Annotated in this window: 12 protein-coding genes; 4 read left to right on the plus strand and 8 right to left on the minus strand. The window is 68.7% G+C overall.

What is annotated here, in order from left to right:
• Nucleotides 1–2 precede the first annotated feature (2 nt).
• Nucleotides 3–1619 (minus strand): MFS transporter, encoded by a 1617-nt coding sequence (locus PSS76_RS01935; protein ID WP_005516898.1) that lies wholly within the window; start codon nucleotides 1617–1619, stop codon nucleotides 3–5.
• A gap of 45 nt (nucleotides 1620–1664) precedes the next feature.
• Nucleotides 1665–4229: a LuxR C-terminal-related transcriptional regulator gene (locus tag PSS76_RS01940; protein WP_022598461.1), complete on the minus strand. Its 2565-nt coding sequence runs from the start codon at nucleotides 4227–4229 to the stop codon at nucleotides 1665–1667.
• 223 nt (nucleotides 4230–4452) lie between these two features.
• Here PSS76_RS01940 and PSS76_RS01945 point away from each other — a divergent pair, with 223 nt between their 5' ends.
• Nucleotides 4453–5430 carry a DUF2889 domain-containing protein gene (locus PSS76_RS01945; RefSeq protein WP_221296760.1) on the plus strand — a complete coding sequence of 326 codons (978 nt, stop codon included), beginning with the start codon at nucleotides 4453–4455 and terminating at the stop codon, nucleotides 5428–5430.
• A gap of 132 nt (nucleotides 5431–5562) precedes the next feature.
• Entirely contained in the window at nucleotides 5563–5874 is a 312-nt protein-coding gene (locus tag PSS76_RS01950; RefSeq protein ID WP_081206269.1) for a hypothetical protein, read from the plus strand.
• Nucleotides 5875–5930: 56 nt separating this feature from the next.
• Here the strand turns inward: PSS76_RS01950 and PSS76_RS01955 are convergent, their stop codons facing one another.
• The 3 genes from PSS76_RS01955 to PSS76_RS01965 are packed head-to-tail and all read right to left on the minus strand — an operon-like array spanning nucleotide 5931 to nucleotide 10563.
• Complete coding sequence (locus PSS76_RS01955; protein ID WP_081183986.1) at nucleotides 5931–7517, minus strand: AMP-binding protein; 1587 nt, start codon at nucleotides 7515–7517, stop codon at nucleotides 5931–5933.
• Entirely contained in the window at nucleotides 7514–8686 is a 1173-nt protein-coding gene (locus PSS76_RS01960; protein ID WP_205317011.1) for a CaiB/BaiF CoA transferase family protein, read from the minus strand. The genes PSS76_RS01955 and PSS76_RS01960 overlap by 4 nt, the downstream gene beginning before the upstream one ends.
• Entirely contained in the window at nucleotides 8683–10563 is a 1881-nt protein-coding gene (locus PSS76_RS01965; protein ID WP_069855415.1) for a flavin-containing monooxygenase, read from the minus strand. The genes PSS76_RS01960 and PSS76_RS01965 overlap by 4 nt, the downstream gene beginning before the upstream one ends.
• Nucleotides 10564–10907: 344 nt before the next feature.
• Here PSS76_RS01965 and PSS76_RS01970 point away from each other — a divergent pair, with 344 nt between their 5' ends.
• Together PSS76_RS01970 and PSS76_RS01975 are read left to right on the plus strand one after the other, a co-directional pair.
• Complete coding sequence (locus PSS76_RS01970; protein WP_084847079.1) at nucleotides 10908–12518, plus strand: class I adenylate-forming enzyme family protein; 1611 nt, start codon at nucleotides 10908–10910, stop codon at nucleotides 12516–12518.
• A complete protein-coding gene (locus PSS76_RS01975) occupies nucleotides 12505–13158 on the plus strand; it encodes a TetR/AcrR family transcriptional regulator (RefSeq protein ID WP_005516912.1) in 654 nt (217 codons plus the stop codon). Before PSS76_RS01970 ends, PSS76_RS01975 begins: the two co-directional genes overlap by 14 nt.
• Nucleotides 13159–13257: 99 nt before the next feature.
• Here the strand turns inward: PSS76_RS01975 and PSS76_RS01980 are convergent, their stop codons facing one another.
• From PSS76_RS01980 to PSS76_RS01990, 3 genes are all read right to left on the minus strand, one after another.
• Nucleotides 13258–14427: an iron-containing alcohol dehydrogenase gene (locus tag PSS76_RS01980; RefSeq protein ID WP_064059424.1), complete on the minus strand. Its 1170-nt coding sequence runs from the start codon at nucleotides 14425–14427 to the stop codon at nucleotides 13258–13260.
• Between the two features lie 282 nt (nucleotides 14428–14709).
• Complete coding sequence (locus PSS76_RS01985) at nucleotides 14710–16152, minus strand: sensor histidine kinase (RefSeq protein ID WP_306255702.1); 1443 nt, start codon at nucleotides 16150–16152, stop codon at nucleotides 14710–14712.
• The gene (locus tag PSS76_RS01990; protein ID WP_337455797.1) at nucleotides 16149–16841 is read right to left on the minus strand and encodes a response regulator; all 693 of its coding nucleotides are present in this window, start codon (nucleotides 16839–16841) and stop codon (nucleotides 16149–16151) included. Before PSS76_RS01990 ends, PSS76_RS01985 begins: the two co-directional genes overlap by 4 nt.
• Nucleotides 16842–16866 lie beyond the last annotated feature (25 nt).

Here is a 16866-nt window from a genome sequence, read left to right on the forward strand (position 1 = left end):
GTTCAGGGCTGACCGCCGTCGTCGCCGACCGACGTCCGGGGGATGCGTCCGCTGGCGAAGAGCGCCGCTACCGTCAGCAGCGCCGCGACCCAGAGTGCGGCCTGCAATGCCTGCAGGCGGGCGTCGGTGTTGGCCGACACCACCGCGTCCGCGACCGTCCGATCCACTCCGGCGGCATCGAGAGCCCCGGACAGTTGGGTGTCGCTGAGGAACGGGACGCCGCTGGCGAGTTCCGTGGTGGCCTGTTCCTGGACGGTGTCGGGTACGCGGGGGTCGTCCTGGATTCCGGCGACGATCGAGGCGCTCAATGTCGCGATCAGCACGGAACCGATGAGCGCGGTGCCGAGCGAAGCGCCGAGGTTGGTCGCGGTGTTCTGCAGGCCGCCCACCTCGGCGCTGCGCGCGTCGGGCACCGCGGAGACGGTGACCGCGCCGAGTTGGGACGCGAGCGCGCCGAGCCCGAGACCCATCAGCAGCATCGGGACCGCGACGATCCCGGCGTTGGCGCCGGGGTCCATGCCCGCGGCCAGGATCCCGATGCCGACGGTCATCGACGCGAGCCCCGCCCGCACGACGCGGCGCGGATTCGCGCGCGGCCACACCCGCGGTATCCCGACCGCGGTCAGGAGCAGCGCGACCGACAGCGGGAGCAGGCGCACGCCCGTCTGTAGCGCGGTCAGTTCGAGGACGACCGACAGGAACAGTGGGACGGTGAAGAACACGCCGGCCTGAATCATGAACTGTGCGAAGAACATCGTCAGTCCGCCGGACAGTTGCCGGTTGGCGAGCAGCCGGGTGTCGAGCAACGGTTCGCCACCGCGGTGCGTCAGGCGCGCCTCCCAGCGGGTGAAGGCGTAGATCACCAGCAGGCCCGCCAGCACGAGCCAGCCGACCGGGGACAGGCCCAGCAGTTCGGGACCGCCGGGTCGGCTGCGCAGCCATCCCCATTCGCCGGCCCGCAGCACGCCGTACACGACCAGGCCCAGGCCCGCGACGGACAGCAGCGAGCCGACCAGGTCGAGCCGGGCTCGCGCCGGCGGGGCGTCCTCGATCCGGCGCAGCACCGGCAGGATCAGGATCACGAGGACGACTTCACCGGCGAACACGTACCGCCACGACGCGAACGTGGTGACCGCGCCGCCTATCAGCGGACCGGCGGCCACCGCGACGGCGCCCGAGGCGGCGATCAGTCCGTAGGCGCTCGAACGCTTCTCGGGCGGGAAGTTGGCCGCGACGAGGGCGACGATCGCGGGCATGATGAGGGCGGCACCGAGACCCTCGAGCACCGACCACCCCAGCAGGAGCACGCCCAGGTTCGGGGCCAGGGCGGTGGTCAGCGAGCCCGCACCGTAGACGACGAGACCGATGCCGAACGCCCGCCGACGACCGATGATGCTGCCGATCTTCCCGCCGGTGATCATCAGTGTCGCCATCACGAGCGTGTACAGCGTGATCGCCGTCTGGATCCCGGTGATCGTGGTGCCGAGGTCCGACGCGACCATCGCCATCGACACGTTCATCACCGAACTGTCGAGTGTCATCAGGAACTGTCCTGCCGACAGTGTCGCCAGGATCAGCGTCGCCCGGGATCCGGTCGGACGCCCGATGGTGTCAGGCATACCCGATTGAATCAGGGCCGGGGCACGCCGCGCGGCGGATCGGCCTCAGTCGATCAGGCCGGTCCGATACGCGATCTCGAGGGCCTCGTCGCGCGAGTGCGCGTCGATCTTCCGGTACAGCGTCCGCAACTGGCTCTTGACCGTGTTGGTCGACACGAAGAGCGTGCGGGCGATCTCGAGTGTCGACAGGCCGCGCGCGAGTTCGGCGAGGACCGCACGCTCACGTTCGGTGAGTTCCACGTGGTGGACGGCCGCGGGGTACACCTCGCGGGCGTCGGTCGCGAGCAGCGCGGCCACGGCCTTCGACGGGGTCCGTGCCGCCGCATCCAGGTCGGCGAGCAGCGCCCGGGGGACCGTCGCGAGCATTCCGAGCAGTCCGGTCCGGTCCGCGATCGCCGTCGCTTGCGCCCACGACCGGGCGGCCGCGGCGTGCTCGCCCAGCGCGTGGTGGGCAGCGGTCTCGATCAGCAGGGCGTCGAGCTGGCTGCGGGTGAACGGATAGCTGAACCAGTCGCATTTGCGGCACAGTGCGAGCGCGGTCGCCGGCTTGCCGGTGAGCAGGTGAGCGCGCGCGGCGGGGATCAGCAGGATCGGCTCGGTGAGTTCGCGTTCGGCGAGCATAGACAGGGCGCGGTTGCCCTCGCCGAGGGCCAGGCGGAGTTCGATCTCGAGCGCCGACGTCAGCGACGCGACCTTCGATCCCGGGCGGAGCCTCGCGGCGTGGGACGCGATCGCGCGCTGCAGGACGGCCATACCGGCGTACGCCTGTCCGGTCGCGAGGGCGTGCCGGCAGTGGGCCAAAGTGACGAAAGGCCACAGCTCCTCGCGTTCGGACGCCTCGCCCAGTTCGTCGAGCCAGTGATCGGCGGCCGCGATGTCGAGGCGGTCGAGTGCCACCAGGGTGCGGGCCACGAGTCCGCCCACCTTGACCATCGGCTCGAGCCAGCCGTCGGGATCGGGATGTGCGTTCTCGAGCTCGATCCATTCCTCGGCGCGCCGCGGTTCGCCGGTCACGGCCCAGTTCATCGCGGAGTTGCCCGCCGCGTTGCGGGCCACGAAGTCGACTCCCTGCGCCAACGCGCCACGGTGTGCGAGCCGCAGCTCCACCGCCGATTCCGCGAATGCCCCGGCGAGTTCGTACGTGATTCCCCACTGGAGGCGCATCACCGGCAACTGGTCGGCGATGTCGTCCGGGCGGGTGTCGAGCGCGCCGCGGACCAGATGGGTGAGCCGGCGGGTCATTTCCGCGGCGCGTTCGTGCTCACCGCCGAGGCGGAGCATCAGGGTCTGGACGCAGCCCACGCTGAGGGCGTCGCGCGCCTTCTCGGTGGTGCCGAGTTGCTCGAGCGCTGCGGGCCGGCTGGGCAGCGCGTCGGCGGGGATGGTCGGCTGGGCGCCCAGGAGGATGAACAGGTCGCGTCCGGCCTTGATGGCGGGGTGGGCGTCGAGGTGTTCTTCCGGCAGGCCGCTCAGCGTCGACCGCAGTAGTCCGAAGTGGCTGTCGATCAGTCTCACCCAGTGATCGGAGATCAGATCGAGCACGAAGTCCCAGTCCTTCGCCTCGACCGCGTACCCGAGTCCCGACGCGATGTTCCCGCGCTGCACCTCGTGGCGCGCCAGGACCGTGAGTCTCTCGTCGCGGTCGATGCCCACCTGCGCCTGTGCCGCGAGCAGGCAGTCGCGGACGGCCGGCGCGAACTCCCAGGCGTCCTCGACCGTTGTCTCGCAATGGTTGACGATTCCGGCGGATTCGAGAATCTCGAGCCGTCGCACGGTGTCGTCGGCGCCGGTCAGCAGCCGAGCGATCTCCTCCGTGATGACGCGCGCGGTGGCGACGGTGATGACGAAGTCGCGGCTTTCGTCAATCGAAGGATGTTCGAGCACAGTCGATTGCACGTATCGGGCGATCGTGCTGTCGAGGCGGTGCGCGAGGAGTTCCCGGCGTTCCGGGGAGTCGGGGAGATTCTTCGTGACGACGACCGCGATGCGCATCAGGGCCGGCAGTCCTCCGGTCCGAGTGCGGATGTAGTCCAGTTCGCCCGGCTCGAGCGATATTTCGGCGTGAGCGAACAGCTCCTCCGCGTCCTCGCGGGTGTAGAGCAGGTCGCGCGCCAGGATCAGCTCGTGCGTGGGCTCCATGACGACGGGGTCCCCGAACAGCGATCTGTCGCACGCGGTGGCGACGATGTTGACGTTGTGGCACCGGTCGAGAAGATGCAGGATCTCGTCCTCGATACGGACGTCGTGCACCAGATCGATACGAACGAGTACGAGCAGTACCGGCGCTCCGCAGTGGGCGAGATACTCCCGGACCTGCTCTGCTGCCGACGTGTTGTCCGGCGACGGATCGGTCTCTCCCGCAATGATGCCCGCCGCACGGATTCGCTCGATCGCGGACCGCCAGAACTCCTCCGACGTGGTGGTCTCCGCAGGGGCGGAAATCCACAGCACTGCACGATATTCCGATCTGGCGGACTCGAGCCACGACACGAGGAGGTTGATCTTGCCGAAGCCCCGCGGCGCGCGGATCACCGTGATCGGCGAGTTCCGGTCCAGGCGCGCGAGAAGTCGCTTCCGGGCCGGAGCCCATGCCGAACTGCGGCTCGGCATCGGACCTGTAATGCCGTTCTGCCGGCGCTCTCTCATTGGAAACCACCCCCCGGCTCCGGTTCGCACGATTCCCGCGACGCGGCGGGCTTCGAGACTTCTCTCCACAAACCTCTTCCGCACGATCATTGCAAATTGCGCCACACCGGACATTGGCTACCCTCTACTTCCACCCGATGAGACCTGCACTTGATCGCCGCGTACGTCATGGGGCACGGTCGATCCCATGACCGAGACCGCTCCGGATCCCGCACTGCACGGTGCCGTGCGGGCGCCCCGTGCCGATGTGCCGGTCGCTCGATCGAATTCGGTAAGGCTGGTCACTCGTCTCGACCTGTCGCGGCCGGACGGTGCCGGAGGCATGCTCCGATTGAGCGGGCGGGCGTGGGAGTTCGAGATCGACGCGCGCGCCGTGGAGTCGGTGCGGGACGCGGCCGACCTCGAGGCAGTCGTGGACTATCACGACGGTCGCACCCTCACCCGCATCCGCACGTCGCCCGCTGTGCCGGAACTCGCAACTCTCGTCGGGGCGTCGGCGATCGCAGGGTTCCGGGGGCGGGTCGACGCCGCGGTCGCGGATGGTGCCGCCGACGTGCGTGCACCGCTGGCCCAGTTGCTCGACGACGTGCCACTGGGCACGTTGATCTCGGGTCACGCCGTGTCGGCCGAACGCGCGCTGGATCCACACGCTGCCGTGGGTGGCACCGGCTACGTTCCGGTGGGCGACCAGTGCGCGGGCTACGTCGACGGCGGCGCGCTCATCACCACGATCGCCGTGCGCGGGCACAGTCCGGTCGCGGACGGACCCGTCGCACCGCCCCTCGACGACGCCTTCGGGCGCACACCGCCCGCCCTGGGGATCCACGCGATGCGACGTCGTCGCAGGATCGACCGGTGGACCGAGAACGGCGAGCTGCGTTTCGACGCGATGTTCCGAGACACCTACGTCCGCGCCGACGGGGTCGAGACGGTGATCCACGAGTACGAACTCACGGCGGCCGTCGACGCCGCGACGGGCGTCGTCCGGGAGGCGACGGCGACGCCTCGGGTGTTGCCGTGGCTCGATTGTCCGGGCGCCGTGGCCAGCGCCGGACGACTGGTCGGGACCGCGATCACGGACGTCGAGGCGGACGTGCGCCGCGGCTTCCGTGGACCGCACACGTGCACGCACCTCAACGACCTGCTGCGCAGCATCACGCGCTGATCCGGGGAATTCGCCCGATATCCGACATCGGCGCGGCGGACACGGGATGATGCCGGTGCCGGCGGGCGTGCGGCGGCGCAGTGCCCGCCGCGTCCCGCCGCATCACATCCGACCGTTGGACGAGGAGTGCCCGTGGGGATCGGTAGACGAGCTTCGGTCGTGGGACGGTTCGCGGCGCCTGCGTGCGCCCTCGCGGCGATGGCGGCCCTCGCGGCACCGGCATGGGGCGCGCCCGCCGACACACCGGCGACGCCACCGACGGATGTGTCGACGTCCGAGCCGCAGGACTGCACCGCGACCGGATCGGCGTCGTCGGCGTCGCTGGACACCGGACTCGGTTCGGAGTGGTCGGCGCCCGTCTCCTCCGCGACGTTCGGGCTGTCCTGCAGCGGATCGGCCGTGCTGCTCGACCTCGGGTCGCTCGCGGCGTTCGTGGGCAGCTGACGCCGCCAGGTCTGTCGAGACCGCACGCGCGGGCCCGAGTCACGTCCAGCGGTGGGTCAGGACGTGGTCGCACGCAGGTTTCGGCGCAGGATCTTGCCGGAGGCCGACTTCGGGACGATCTCGATGAACTCCACCTGCCGCACCTTCTTGTGCGGCGAGACACGTCGAGCGACGAAGTCGATCACCGCCTCCTCGGTGAGCGCGGCACCCGGCTGGCGAACGACGAACGCCTTGGGCACCTCCTCGCCGTCGGCGTCGAGGACCCCGACGACGGCCGCGTCGGCGATCTGCGGGTGGGTCAGCAGGAGTGCCTCGAGTTCGGCGGGTGGCACCTGGTAGCCCTTGTACTTGATCAGTTCCTTCAAGCGGTCGACGATCGTGACGTTGCCGGCTGCGTCGACGGTCGCGATGTCTCCGGTGTGCAGGTAGCCGTCCGCGTCGAGCGCGTCGGCGGTGGCCTGCGGGTTGCCGAGGTAGCCGAGCATGACGTTGGGTCCCTTGCACCACAGTTCGCCGGGTTCGGAGTTGCCCTCTCCGATGGGGTAGTCGACTTCCTCCCCGGTGTTCGGGTCGACGAGCTTGCACTCCATGCCGGCGAGTGTCGGTCCCACCGAGTCGAGCGGAACGTCGTCCCCGTCGAACGGGATCACGTGGCTGACCGGGCTCATCTCGGACATGCCGTAACCCTGGCGGACCTTGCAGTGGAGCCGGGCGCTCACCGCCTCGCCGAGCGCCCGGTCCAGCGGCGCCGCGCCGGAGAACACGGTGTGCACGCTGGAGAGGTCGAACTCTTCCACGAGCGGATGTTTCGCCAGTGCCACGGCGACCGGCGGGGCGACGAACACGTAGGTGCAGCGCTGCTCCGCGACGATTCGCAAGAACTCCGGTAGCTCGAACTTGGGCATCGTCACCAGTGACGCCCGGTTGTACAGGGCGGCGTTGAGCAGCACGGTCATTCCGTAGATGTGGAAGAACGGCAGAACCGCGAGAATCCGGTCGTTCGGGGTGATCTCGATCGGCGCCTCGATCTGGAGCACGTTGGCCACGAGGTTGCGGTGGGTGAGCATTACGCCCTTGGGTCGGCCGGTGGTCCCCGAGGAATACGGCAACACCGCCAGATGCGTGGCGGGGTCGAACGACACGTCGGGAGCGGGCACGTCCTCGGCGAGCAGGTCGCTCAGGGATGGGTGTCCCGGCGCACCGTCGATCACGACCAGACGATCGGCGGGAAGGCCGACGGCGGCGGCTGCCTCCGTTGCCTGAGGAAGCAGCGCCGAGACCGTGAACAGCCACTGCGCCTTCGAGTCCGCGAGCTGTCCGCGGATGTCCGCCGCGGTGTAGAGCGCGTTGACAGTCGTGGCGGTGGCACCGGCCCGGAGGATGCCGTGGAACACGGCCGCGAAGTCGGGCGAGTTCGGTGAGAGGAGGGCGACGACGTCACCGACCCCCACGCCACGGGCCGCGAGGGCGCCGGCCACGGCGTCGATCCGCCCGATCAAGGTCCGGTAGTCGGTGACGGTCCCGGACGCGCCGTCGATCAGAGCCGGACGATCGAGGTCGGTATCCGCGATGGAACCGAACAGGACGTCGTGGACGCTCCGGTTCGGGATCGGGACTGCGGGATAGGGGCTGCGAAAGCTCATGATGCTCCTGTCGATTCGTTGTCCGGTGAGTTCGAACGCATGCCGTGCCCATCCCATCGAGCCAGTGCCACATCCAGATCCTCGGTGCGCGGCGGCGGCGCCGCACCGCGCGTCGAGCCCAGCCGTGGGGCAGGCGCCGGCATCATGAAGCCGGCGGTGTCGGTGAATGCCGCGCGGTGGGTTGCGTGGCTGTGAAGGGTGGCCTCCTGCAGTGAAAGTACCGGTGTGACACAGGCGTTCGCTCCTTCGAAGGCCGCCGTCCAGTCGCTGCGCGCCCGAGAGGCGAAGATCCCGTCGAACCGTTCCGCCAGCTCGTTCCAGTTCGAGCGGTCCCACCGGTCGGGTAGTGCGGCCGGGTCGAGTCCGAGGCCGCGCACGAATCGGTCGTAGTACACATCCTCGAGGGCGCCCACGGCCATGAACCCGTGGTCGGCGCACTCGTAGGCGCGGTAGAAGGGCGCCGATCCGTCGAGGAGATTGGTGCCTCGGTCGGGCGACCAACGGCCGGCATGCTGCCACGATCGGACGAGCGCGGTCACCGAGCTGGCGCCGTCGATCATGGCCGCATCCACCACCTGGCCCCGGCCGGTCCGGGTTCTCTCCCACAGAGCGGCGAGGATGCCGACGAGCAGGAACATCGATCCCCCACCGAAGTTCGCGACGTAGTTCAGTGGCGGCGACGGTGGCCCGGTCGCGGGGCCGAGCGGTTCGAGCGCGCCCGACAGCGCAAGATAATTCACGTCGTGGCCGGCCTCCCGGGCCAGCGGGCCCTCCTGCCCCCAGCCCGTCATCCGGCCGTAGACCAGTCCCGGATTGTCCTGCAGGCAGACGTCCGGGCCGAGGCCCAGCTTCTCCATCGTGCCGGGCCGGGAACCCTCCATCAGGACGTCGGCGCTGCCGATCAGGCTGCGCACTCGGCGCCGGCCGCGGTCGCTGGTGAGGTCCGCGGTGACCACGGTCCGTCCCCGGAGCATCCCCGCATCGGCGTCGTCGATCCCGTCGTCGGAGGCTTTCGACGACGGCCGGACGACGCGCACGATGTCGGCGCCCAGGTCCGCCAACATCAGCCCCGCGTGCAGTAGCGGACCGATGGCCTCCATCTCGACCACCCGGACCCCCGCCAGCGGCCCGTCGTGGCCGTGCGCGGCCGTCCTCTGCGGCATCGTCATCCCTGCCCGGCCGGGGCCGGAACCGCTGCGGCACGGGCGGGTTCGGTTCGGAAGTCCGCAGGGTCGACCTTGTTGGTCATTGCCCAGTAGTCGTTGATACGCCAGGGCAGTACCGATACGACGCGGCCGTCCGGATTGCGGTACCAGTTCTCCATCGCGGGGTGTGTCCACACCATGCGTGCGTGCCGACGATCGACTGCCTCGTTGTAGCGATCGTTCACCTCGGTCCGGCACTCGAGTGCACCGAGCCCCTCCGACCGCATCAGCGCGAGAGCGTCCATGATGTAACGGATCTGGCATTCCAGGATCGTGATGAAGCTCCCTCCGTGGCCGAGGCCGGTGTTCGGCCCGGTCATGATGAAGAAGTTGGGGAAGTCCGGGACGGTGATGCCGAGATAGGCGCGGGCGTCGTGCTCACCCCAGATCTCCTTGGTGGACCGACCCGAGCGACCGACGATCTCCATCGGGTGGAGAACACGCACGCTGTGGAAGCCCGTCGCCATCACGATGACGTCCAGCTCGTGCTCGACGCCGTTCGAATCGATCAGGCCGGAGGGGGTCACGGCGTCGACACCGAACGGAACGAGGGTGACGTCGGGTTTGCGCAGCATCGCGAACCAGCCGTTGTCCAGCAGCATCCGCTTGCCGAAGGGGGGATAGTCCGGCAGGGAGGCCGCGATCAGATCGGTGCGGTCACCCAGCTGATCGCGTAGGTAGCGCTCGTAGAACTTGCGATGACCGTGGTTGGTCGCGTTGATCGAGGCGTTCGGCTCGGGCCAGTCCGGATCCACCTGGAGGGACGGGTACACCTTGTCGTTGAAGATCCACGACAGACGTGCCCGATACCACTCGCGATAGCCGGGCACGTGGTCCATGAGCCAGTGCACGTCCTCGGGGATGGTCGCGAAGTAGTCGTCGTTCGGCGCGATCCACTGCGGCGAACGCTGGAAGATCGTCAGCGATCCGACACGGTCCGCAATGGCCGGCCCGATCTGCATGGCACTGGCGCCCGACCCGACGATGCCCACCTTCTTACCCAGCAGCGCCTCCGGATCGTCGAGCTCGCTGGGCCACTCCGCGGAGTGGAAGAGACGCCCACCGAAACTCTCCATCCCCGGCAGGTTGGGGACCTTCGGACGGTTGAGCAGGCCGACAGCGCTGATCAGGATCGGCGCCTCCCAGAGCTCCGAGCTCTCGTCGGGCCGGCGCACCGTGACGCGCCAGCACTGTCGCGACTCGTCGAACTCGGCACGCGTCACCTCGTGCCGGAAACGGACATGCCGCCGGATGTCGTGCGCCGCGGCGAAGTCCTCGAGATAGTTCTGCACCTCGTCACGCTTGCCGAAGTGGGTCGACCAGTTGTGCGGGAACGACGAGATCGAGTAGAGGTGGCTCGGTGTGTCGACCCCGGCACCCGGGTAGCGGTTCTCCCACCACGAACCGCCCACCTCGTCGTTCTTCTCCACGATCACGTGGGGGATTCCGGCGCGGGTCAGCTCGACCGAGGCGAGCATCCCCGCGATGCCCGCTCCGATCACGATCGCGTGCAGGCGGTCGTCCGGCGTGCTCGTAACGGGTTCCGGCCGTGGACCGTTGACAATCTCCGCCATCATGGGCGCGAAATCCGACGGCACCGTCTCACCGCAGGTGAGGTCGAGAATCCGTTCGACCTCCGCGTCGTCCAACCGTCGCCGCGGGGGCCGGCCCAGCGCCCACCAATGTTCGACGGCGTCCACCAGTGCACTCCGGATCTCGGACTGGACGTCGTCGGGAAGCCCTCCCGTCGCGTTGTCGTCCATGCCTCGGCTGCGGGTGGGTCGGTAACGGGGGCCCGTCCAGCGCTCGTCGGCGGTCAACTCCAGCAACACCGCGAGCATGGTCGGAACGTTTCCCTGTCGCACCGCCGAACGGAGGCGGTCGGGGTCAGTGAAGTTAGCCATGCGACGGAGGCTAACACGAGTTAGTTTGTTCGCAAACCTTGAAGGTCGAACCGTTCACTACCTCCGCAATCAAGGCTTGACCACGGGCGACGCCGATGCGAGTATGAGCCACATCATACTAACGATGGTAAGTCTTGGAAGTGAGGAACCATGGACCTGTCGGTACGTGTCGAAGCGTGGGCGACCGATCTGCGGCGGTGGCCGAGACTGTGCCGTGAGGCCGGCGCGGGGCGGCCCCGGACTGTCCCTGCTGCTGCCGGTGTCGACGTCTGCGAGGCAGCATGAACACCGTGAGCGCAATGGCCGAAGGTCGAACCCTCACGCAGATCCAGGCATCACCTCTGGGTCGGGCGACCCTGGGCGACCAGCTCCGCCGCCACGCGCAGAGCCGGCCGTCCAAGACTGCGATCGTGTCGTACCGTTCCGACGGTCGACGCACGGTGACCACCTACGCGGCGCTCGACAGGGGGGCCAACCGAGCCGCCCACATGTTCCTCGGGCTGGGGGTCTCCCGCGGTGACCGCGTTGCGGTGATGGCCCGCAACCGGGTGGAGTCGGTGATCGCCTACTACGGTGCCCTCAAGATCGGGGCGGCGTACTCCGGGATCAATGTCCTCTTCGGGCCCGGCGAAGTGTCCCAGCAGCTCGCGCATCTCGAGCCCGCGGCCGTCGTCGTGGCCGCCGAGTTCCTGCCGGTCGTCGAAGAGGCGCTGGCGGGCCTGACGACTCGTCCCGAAGTCGTGGTCCTCGACGGCGGACGCGACACCGGTGGCCACCGTTTCGAGCACCTCCTCGAGTCCTCGCCGGCCACCGAGCCGGATTGCGACGTGGACGAGCACGACCTCGCCATGATCGTGTACACCAGCGGCACCGAGGCGGCGCCGAAGGGCGTCATGCTGCCCCACCGCAATTACCTGGTCTCGACTGCGCCCGCCTACACATGGGGGCTCAGGTGCCTGGACGACGACGTCTGGCTGTACGTTATGCCGTTCCACACGATCGCCGGGATCGGTTCCCTGACATCGCTTCTGCTCCTCGGTGCGACCCTGGTGCTTCCGGCGAGCCTCGCGCCGGCCGACGCGTTGCAGATGATCGAGACGGAGCAGATCACGGTGCTGGCACAGACGCCGACGTTCTTCATCTCGCTCGCGGAACACCCACGGTTCGGTCCCGAAACCGTGGGCACCATCCAACGCTGCCTGACCTACGGAGGCCAGGTGTCACCGCGGACGGTGGATGCCTGGCACGACGCGGCACCCGCGTCGGTGTGGGGCACCTACTGGGGTCAGTCCGAGCTGACGCAGCTGGGTTCCGTCGGCTGGTTCAAGCGGCTCGAGGACATTCCCGATCAGGATCCGACCTGGATCGGCAAGCCGGTCGGACACCTCGAGGTCAAGGTGGTCGATGCCGACGGGAACGAGGCCGAGAGCGGCGAACTACTCTGCCGCACACCGTCGGTGATGCTGGGCTACTACAAGGATCCCGAGAAGACGGCCGCGGTGCTCGACGGCGGGTGGGTCCGCACGGGCGACATCGTGCGCCGCGACGCCGACGGCAACATGTTCTTCCTCGATCGCAGCAAGGATATGATCAAGACGGGCGGCTACAACGTATCCTCCCAGGAGGTCGAGCGCGTACTGCAGACGCATCCCGGGGTGGCGCGGGCCGCCGTCGTGGGACTTCCGGATCCCTACTGGTCCGAGGCGGTCACGGGCTTCGTCGTCGCAGTCGACGGCAGCGACCTCTCCGTCCAGGAGCTCCGAGATCACTGCAAGACCGAGCTCGCCGGTTATAAGGTCCCCAAGGCGATCATGATCGTGGACGAGCTGCCCACGGACGCCCAAGGCAAGCTGCTCAAGAGAGAACTGCGCCGGATGTATGCAAAGGAATGAAACGCTGAACACCGAACCCGACGGCAGTGCGACGCCCGCATCCGGTCGATCCGGACTCGTGGGTCTTCCCAGTCGACGCGACGCCATCCTGGCCGCCGCGGCCGAGTACTTCGCCGAGCAGGGGTATCACTCCGCCGGGATGCGGGGCATCGCCGATTCGGTGGGGATCAAGGGTGCGAGCCTGTACAACCACTTCACCTCGAAAGAGGAGATCCTCTATGCGATCGCGCTCAAGATGACCCAGGTCCCTGTCGAGGAACATCTCCTGGTCCTCGAAGAGTCCGGAACGCCGGCCGAGCGGCTCACGGCGCTGATCGATGTCCATCTGCGGCACCTGGCGGTCAACCGGGTCGAGCACCTGGTGAGCCTGCGAGAGCTGTCTGCGCTCACCGAGGAGCACCGCGAACGGGTGCTCGAGTACCGCAAGTACTACCAGCGACGTGTGCGTGACGTGATCGCCGCCGGGGTTCGCGCCGGGGAGTTCGACAACGACGACCCGGCCCGCGCGGCCGTTGCCGTGCTGGACCTCATGAACGGGGTGAGCTGGTGGCTCCGGGACGATCACGACATCGACGCGCTGGTGACCACCTACGTGGATTACATCGTCGGCGGAATCCTGCGCCACCGCCCCGGACAGTAGAGAGGTCGGGCCGGTCGGCGGCCCCGGTCCATGTCCTCCGAAGCAGTCGGTCTCCCTTCGCATCGCGCGGAGGGAGACCGACTGCATTCACGTCTCGGATCAGAGTGCTCGCCGTAGAAGGGGGACCAGGGCGTCCGGATCCGCGATGGGGTTCGGGTTGGTCCCGCACCAGATGTCCTTGAACGTGTACGTCGCCAGACTGTGGAGATCGTTCTCGGTCAACCCCACCTCACCCAACGACCGCGGCATGCCGAGTTGCCGGATGAGCGTGTCCGCCAACTCGTGTGCGGGCGTCTGCGGCGCGCCCAGCGAGGCGCTGATCAGCGCTTGGCGATGCTCGTTGACCTCACGGTTGTACTCGAGCGCGAAAGGCGCCATGACGCACGAGGTGTAGCCGTGGGGCACGTCGAACGAACCACCGAGGGCGTGCCCGACGGCATGGCTCACACCCATGTCCAGTCCCGCGACGATCGCGACCATCGACGACCACGCACCGACCTGGCACATCTGGCGGGCCTCCACGTCGTCGGCGTCCTCCTTCACTCGGACGAGTCCTTCGGAGAGCAGCCGGATGGCATTCATCGCCATTCCGTCGTAGTACCCGTTCGACTCGAGGGAGCCGAGCGTCTCGAAGGCGTGATCGAGCGCGCGCACCCCGGTCGAGAGCCACAGCCATTCCGGCGTGTGCCGTGCGAGCGCCGGATCGAGGATCACGGCCTTCGGGGTCATCGCCGGATGCAGATACCCCTCCTTGACATTGCTCTTCTCGTCCGTCGACCCGGCCAGTGCGTTGAACTCGCCACCGGCGAGGGTCGTGGGTGCCACCACCACCGGAATCCTCGGCGCCGTGAAGCTGGGAGCCGTCACCGAGGTGTCCGGATTGACCTGCAGGTGATAGGCGTCCATCTGGGAGACCTCGCGAACGCCGTGTTCCAGAGTCACGGCCAGGATCTTCGCCAGGTCCGTCGCCGACCCGCCGCCCACGCACAACAGCATGTCGGGGTCGACCTCGGAGGCGGCCAGGGTCGCGGCGATGACGTCCTCGCGTGGCACGTGGGGCCGAACCGCGTCGAACAGTCCCACGAACCGAGCGCCCAGTGCCTCTCTCACGCGGGCGATCTCGTCGGTCTGCGAGTTGAGTGTGCCGCTGCACACGACGAACACACGCTTCGCGCCCAGCAGATCCGCTTCCTGGGCGGCGGCCTCGGCCACCGGGGTCCCGATGCGGACTCTCTCCATGGGCGTCAGGGAGACGAGCGATGACTGCACGGCAATACCATCCTTCTTCTTTTCGACCCGCCGACGACGCAGGCTAACGGCCGTTACCCTAACCCACATTTGTGGCGTGCACCACACCCTGTTTCTCCAACCGGGTGGAGAGCTGCGAGCGGTCCGGGATGCGGGTCTCCCCGTATCGAGTCTTCCTGCAGATTTACCCGGAATCGAGACCGGTGGGACGGTCCGACGACGAGTGGTTGGCCAAGCGGGACGCCTACGGCGAGGCGGCGGTGCGAACGTTTGCGGCGAGAAAACTAACCACGGTGTGTCTGCCTATTCGGTGTCCGTGCGCTCCCCGACCCGGCACGCAGGTCGTTCCAGCGCCTGCCGCCCGTTCCCCCGGGGCAGCCGCACCGTGAACGTGTTTCCCGTGGAACCCGATGTCACGGAGATGGTTCCGCCGTGCAGCGTCACGTTCTCCTCGGCGAGGGCGAGGCCGATCCCGCTGCCGTCGGTGCGGCCGCGGGATTCGTCGGCCTTGTAGAAGCGTTCGAACAGGTGCGCCCGAACCTCCGCGGGGATCGGAGCGCCGTGGTCGGTCACGGTGATCACCGCGTCGTCGCCGTCGGTGCGCACCGCCACCGTCACCGGCGGCCGACCGTGCGCGAAGGCGTTCGCCACGAGGTTCCCGACGACGATGTCGATGCGGCGCCGGTCCACTCGGCACGGGACGGCTCCGTCCGCCCCGAGCCGGGCGCGCGATCCGAAACCACGGGTGGCCAACGACTCCCGCACGACCTCGACGAGGTCGTGCGGTTCGAGGACGAGATCGGCCCGTCCGTTGTCGAACCGGGAGATCTCGATGACGTCCTCGGTGAGGCGGGACAGCCGCTCGGTGCCCCGACTGACGATGCGGGCCGCACGCGCGGTGTCCGGCGCCATCGAGTCGGCGTCCTCTTCGAGGACCTCGGCGACCGCGACCAGCGCAGCGAGCGGCGTGCGGAGCTCGTGGAAGACGTCGGCGACGAAACGTCGCGCGTCGGCCTCCTTCGCAGCGAGATCGGCAACGGTGCGGTCGAGTTCGGCCGCGGACCGGTTGAAAGTCGCGACCAGCTCGGACAGTTCGTGGCTGGCGCCGGCGGTGAGTTCCTGGCGGGGACGTCCCGGGACGAGCGCCGCAGCGGCGGCGTTGAGTCGACGCAGCGGCAGCACGAGTCGGCGCGCGGTCCACAGCCCGGTCAACGCGGCGAGCGCCGAGACGACGATCGCGACCGCCGCCGCACGGCGTTCGAGTGAATCGATCTGCGCCTGGGCCTCGCCCAGGCCGAACACGGCGGCGACGAACGTCGGCCGGCCCAGGGGCAACTCGGGATCCCCGACGCGGCCACCGACGTAGAACAGTGGTGCGCCGTCGTTGTCGACGCGCTGGAACACCGGTAGCTCCGACTGCTCGAGGCGGGCCAGTAGTTCCGCTGGTGGGGAAGGGACGCCGAGGGGCCACGTGTCGGTGCGGACGGTGCCGGACCAGGCCACGCTCCCGTCCCCGAGGCCGCTGAACTCGGACAGCTCTCGTCGGGTCGGACGCTCTCCGATCCAGGGCACCGCGGAGTCGAGGGTGTCGGCGAAGCTGTTCAGGATCTGGTCCTGCGCGGTCGAGAAGATGTTGGCACGCGCCTGCAGGTACACCGCGGCGGAGGTCGCTACCGCCGCGACCAGCGCGATCACCGCGACGAGCGCCGTGAGCCGGGCCTGAAGCCCTGGGCGCCGAATCCTCATGCGACGGGACCGAACCGGTAGCCGAATCCGCGCACCGTCTGCACGTAGCGGGGATTCGACGGTTCCTTCTCGATCTTCGCGCGCAGTCGCTGCACACAGGCGTCGACCAGACGCGAGCCGCCGAGGTGGTCGAAGCCCCACACCTTCTCGAGCAGTTGCTCGCGGGAGAGCACCTGGCCGGGGCGCTCCGACAGCGCCAGCAGCAGTTGCCATTCGGTGCGGGTGAGTTCGGGCCGCCGAGCGCCCTCGGTGAGGGTCAGGGCGTCGCGATCGATCACGAGGTCGTCGTGCACCTCGCGGCCGTCCACGGTGGGCGCGGTCGGGGTTCGGCGCAGCACCGCCTTGATACGAGCGTCGAGGATCCGCGGTTGCACCGGCTTGACGACGTAGTCGTCGGCGCCGGTCTCGAGTCCCGAGACGACGTCGACGTCCTCACCGCGTGCGGTGAGCATGATGACGGGGACACCGCTGCGGGCCCGGATCCGCCGGCACACCTCGAACCCGTCGACGCCCGGCAGCATCACGTCCAGCACGACGATGTCGGGCGCGCCGTCGGCGAGCGCCGCCAGTCCGGCCTCCCCGCTGGCCGCCACCGTCACCACGTGTCCGTAGCGGTGCAGCGCGAGGCTCAGCGCGTCGCGCAGGTTGTCGTCGTCCTCGATCAGCAACACCGCAGTCATGACGCCCATCCTCCCGACCCCGGGCCCCGGGACA

The sequence above is a fragment of the Prescottella sp. D32 genome (assembly GCF_037287305.1).
Taxonomy (GTDB): domain Bacteria; phylum Actinomycetota; class Actinomycetes; order Mycobacteriales; family Mycobacteriaceae; genus Prescottella; species Prescottella equi.

Bases quoted from the DNA above. Each gene is read 5' to 3' on its own strand.
- PSS76_RS01935 (WP_005516898.1), bottom strand. From the start codon at position 1,619: ATGCCTGACACCATCGGGCGTCCGACCGGATCCCGGGCGACGCTGATC.
- PSS76_RS01955 (WP_081183986.1), bottom strand. From the start codon at position 7,517: ATGAGCTTTCGCAGCCCCTATCCCGCAGTCCCGATCCCGAACCGGAGC.
- PSS76_RS01975 (WP_005516912.1), top strand. From the start codon at position 12,505: ATGCAAAGGAATGAAACGCTGAACACCGAACCCGACGGCAGTGCGACG.
- PSS76_RS01940 (WP_022598461.1), bottom strand. From the start codon at position 4,229: ATGCCGAGCCGCAGTTCGGCATGGGCTCCGGCCCGGAAGCGACTTCTC.
- PSS76_RS01965 (WP_069855415.1), bottom strand. From the start codon at position 10,563: ATGCTCGCGGTGTTGCTGGAGTTGACCGCCGACGAGCGCTGGACGGGC.
- PSS76_RS01945 (WP_221296760.1), top strand. From the start codon at position 4,453: ATGACCGAGACCGCTCCGGATCCCGCACTGCACGGTGCCGTGCGGGCG.
- PSS76_RS01970 (WP_084847079.1), top strand. From the start codon at position 10,908: ATGAACACCGTGAGCGCAATGGCCGAAGGTCGAACCCTCACGCAGATC.
- PSS76_RS01985 (WP_306255702.1), bottom strand. From the start codon at position 16,152: ATGAGGATTCGGCGCCCAGGGCTTCAGGCCCGGCTCACGGCGCTCGTC.
- PSS76_RS01990 (WP_337455797.1), bottom strand. From the start codon at position 16,841: ATGGGCGTCATGACTGCGGTGTTGCTGATCGAGGACGACGACAACCTG.
- PSS76_RS01960 (WP_205317011.1), bottom strand. From the start codon at position 8,686: ATGACGATGCCGCAGAGGACGGCCGCGCACGGCCACGACGGGCCGCTG.